General features: G+C 55.0%; 2 protein-coding genes and 1 pseudogene. All 3 read right to left on the reverse strand.

The genetic code is table 11. The annotated features are described in order from the left end of the window. Nucleotides 1–421: SIS domain-containing protein (locus ACFDSS_RS14190; protein WP_375256372.1), on the reverse strand; the 421-nt coding region annotated here is incomplete at its 3' end. Between the two features lie 15 nt (nucleotides 422–436). Further along, a pseudogene (locus tag ACFDSS_RS14195) lies at nucleotides 437–1,867 on the reverse strand (mannose-1-phosphate guanylyltransferase/mannose-6-phosphate isomerase). Nucleotides 1,868–2,024: 157 nt separating this feature from the next. Then, the gene (locus ACFDSS_RS14200; protein ID WP_375256373.1) at nucleotides 2,025–3,404 is read right to left on the reverse strand and encodes a phosphomannomutase; all 1,380 of its coding nucleotides are present in this window, start codon (nucleotides 3,402–3,404) and stop codon (nucleotides 2,025–2,027) included. Nucleotides 3,405–3,409: the final 5 nt, after the last annotated feature.

Genomic DNA, 3,409 nt, shown 5'->3' on the forward strand with positions numbered 1-3,409 from the left:
GCAGGCCCAATTTGTAATCGGCCGCACGCATCAATGTACTGTCAGGTTTCGACGAAATTGCAGCCATTGGAATGGAAAACCGCCGCGTATGGGCCACAATATCGCGCAATTCGGCCGTTTCGCCAGAATTAGAAATCAGCAAACAAAAATCGGCTGCTGTGACCATGCCTAAATCGCCGTGGCTGGCTTCGGTCGCATGAACGAAACTGGCGGGTGTCCCCGTGCTGGCCAGAGTGGCCGCAATTTTATTGCCGACATGGCCCGATTTACCAACGCCCGACACGATCACGCGCCCCGTGGTTTGCAAAATCGCGTCCACAACGGCGGAAAAATCGTCGGGCAGATCGCTGGCCAATTTTTTAAGCGCTTCCTGCTCGACTAGTATTACTCGTCTAGCTATTGCGTTTATATGACACTTCATAGCAACTATCCATTTTCATTTTCTAGAATAGATATCCTCGTACCGGATTATGTCGTCTTCACCCAAGTAGGTTCCAGTTTGAACCTCAATGAGGACCATTGGTACTTTTCCAGGATTTTCCATTCTGTGAACAGCGCCAAGGGGTATGTAGACTGATTGCCCCTCAGTGACTAATTTGACGTCATTATCTACTGTAACCCTCGCGGTGCCTTCGACCACAACCCAGTGCTCAGACCGATGGTGGTGGCTTTGCAAACTCAATGCAGCACCCGGCTTAACAAAAATCCGCTTCACCTGAAAACGCCCACGAATTGCGAGCGTCTCAAACCAACCCCAAGGCCGGTGATCTTTTGGGAATATTTCTGCTTGCTTAACACTTTCCGATTTAAGCTTTGTGATAACTGTCTTTACGTCCTGCGCCCTGTTTTTGTGAGCAACTAGAACCGCATCAGGCATAGCAACGGCAATGATATCTCTTAAACCCAATCCAACAAGCTCAAGCGACGCACTCTCCGACCGCAAGAGTGAATTTTCACAATCAATAGCGTGCGCATTAGAAGAAAGTGCCACCCCACTGACATCACAGTCCATTTCCTGCAGTACTGCGTCCCAGCCGCCTAAGTCAGACCAGCCAGCAGAAAATGGCACGGAGACCAAGTTCTCAGCCCGCTCCATAATTGCGTAGTCAATTGAAACATCCTCACACCGAGACCAGGCGTCGGGCTCCAGCCTCAAAAAATCTAGGTCGGCCTTAATTGCGCCCAAAGCTTCCCTAACTGGAGACAACAATTCCTGTGAATATTTCTCGAATGCCGATATCATGTCACACGCACGGAACATAAATATTCCCGCATTCCACAGAAAATTTCCAGCATCCAGCATTTGTTGTGCATGCAGCGCCTCAGGCTTCTCAACAAACCGGATAATATCGACTGCATCTCCGTTACTCGCCCCAGAGAGCTCTAGATATCCATACCCAGTCTCAGCTCGCGTCGGGGTTATCCCAAAGGTAACAATTTTACCCATTGAAACGGCATCCAATCCACGGGCTAGTGCTTCATGAAATGCCTCAACGTTCGGTACCACGTGATCCGACGGTGCGACGACCAGCACTGCCTCAGGGTTGCGGTCTTGTGCAAAGATGCTCGCGGCCAAAATTGCGGGCGCAGTATTGCGTCCCTCCGGTTCAATAAGAATGGGACCCGGATTAATTCCAACGCCCTGCAACTGCTCACCCACTATGAAGCGAAAGTTCGCATTTGTCATCGTAATATGCGGCCCAAATTACAGGACATCGGACGACGTCAACCGCAACGCACTCTGCTGAAACAGTGACTGATCGCCAATTAGGTTAGAGAACTGCTTCGGATAACTCTTGCGAGACAGCGGCCACAGCCTCGTCCCCGAACCACCGGCCAGCAAGACGGGCGTAATAACACTATTCATATTCAGATAATTCCTCTTTGGATTTTAACATTTCGATGACAGTCGGCCGCTTTCATATCAATTTAGAGCCGCAACATCATAGACAGCTAAATTCGCGCTCCAAGTTCCCCGCCGGAAAATTCCGGCCACTTCCCGTAACCTTGCACGACCGGACCACTCAAACCCGAACCCCGCCCAACAAATCGGCAATGTCGGACACGCGGGCCGCTAGGCCCTCGGATCCGCCGCGGCTCTCGATATTCAGGCGCACCAGTGGCTCGGTGTTGGACCGGCGCAGGTTGAAGCGCCAGTCGGCTAAGGCGAGGCTGACGCCGTCGGTTTCATCCAGCGACAGCGCCTGACCGCGGTAGGCGGCCAGCACGCGGTCGATTGCGGCGCCCGCGTCCGCAACACGGAAATTCGTCTCGCCCGAGCTGGGGAAGGCCGTAAACCTGTCGTGCACCCAGTCGGACAGCGACTGACCAGATTTGGACACCAGCTCGGCCACCAACAGCCACGGGATCATGCCGCTGTCGCAGTAGGCAAAGTCGCGGAAGTAGTGGTGCGCCGACATTTCGCCGCCGTAGATCGCATGCTCAGACCGCATGGTTTGCTTAATAAACGCGTGCCCCGTCTTGGACTGGATAGCCACGCCGCCCTTGGCCGCTACGATATCTTGGGTATTCCAAATCACGCGTGGGTCGTGGACGATTTTGCCGCCTGCCTGTTTATCCAAGAAAATGGCGGCCAAGAGGCCCACCACATATTCCCCCGGAACAAACCGGCCCGCCCCATCAAAGAAGAAGCAGCGGTCGAAGTCCCCGTCAAAGGCCACACCCATGTCCGCGCCCTCACGCACCACCACATCCGACGTGGCGGCGTGGTTTTCGGGCAGCAGGGGGTTGGGGATGCCGTTAGGGAATGTGCTGTCTGGGTCGTGGTGCACGCGGATTATCTCGATCGGCGCACCTTGGGCGGCCAACCGATCTAAGATTGCGTCCACGGTCGGGCCCGCCGCGCCATTGCCGGAATTGATCACGATTTTCAGGGGCGCCAGCGTCGCCACGTCGACGAACCCGAGGACGCGGTCCACGTATTTTTCGCGTGCGGCACCCGCCACGTCGCGCATTTTGCCCACGCGCGTGGGTGTGCCCCAGTCTTGCGATGCCGCCAGCGCCTTGATCACCTGAAAATCCGCAGCGTCGTCCAGTGGGCGCGACGCAGACTTCACGATTTTCATCCCATTGTAATTGATTGGGTTGTGAGATGCGGTCACCTCAATCCCGGCGCAGGCCCCAAATTCGGTGGTGGCCCAATACATTTCCTCGGTTCCAGCCATGCCGATGTCCAAAACATCCGCGCCAGCGTCCATCGCGCCCCGCGCCGCCGCCACGGCAAAGGCAGGGCTGGTTTCGCGGGCGTCAAAGCCGATCACAACAGCTTTGGCACCAAAATGCTGCGCTACGGCGCGTCCAATGCGATAGGCAATGCCTTCATCGATGTTGACACCGATTTCGCCGCGAATATCATAGGCCTTGAAACAGGTCAGGTCGCTCACTGCTT

Source organism: Yoonia sp., assembly GCF_042093035.1.
In the GTDB taxonomy this organism is placed as follows: domain Bacteria; phylum Pseudomonadota; class Alphaproteobacteria; order Rhodobacterales; family Rhodobacteraceae; genus Yoonia.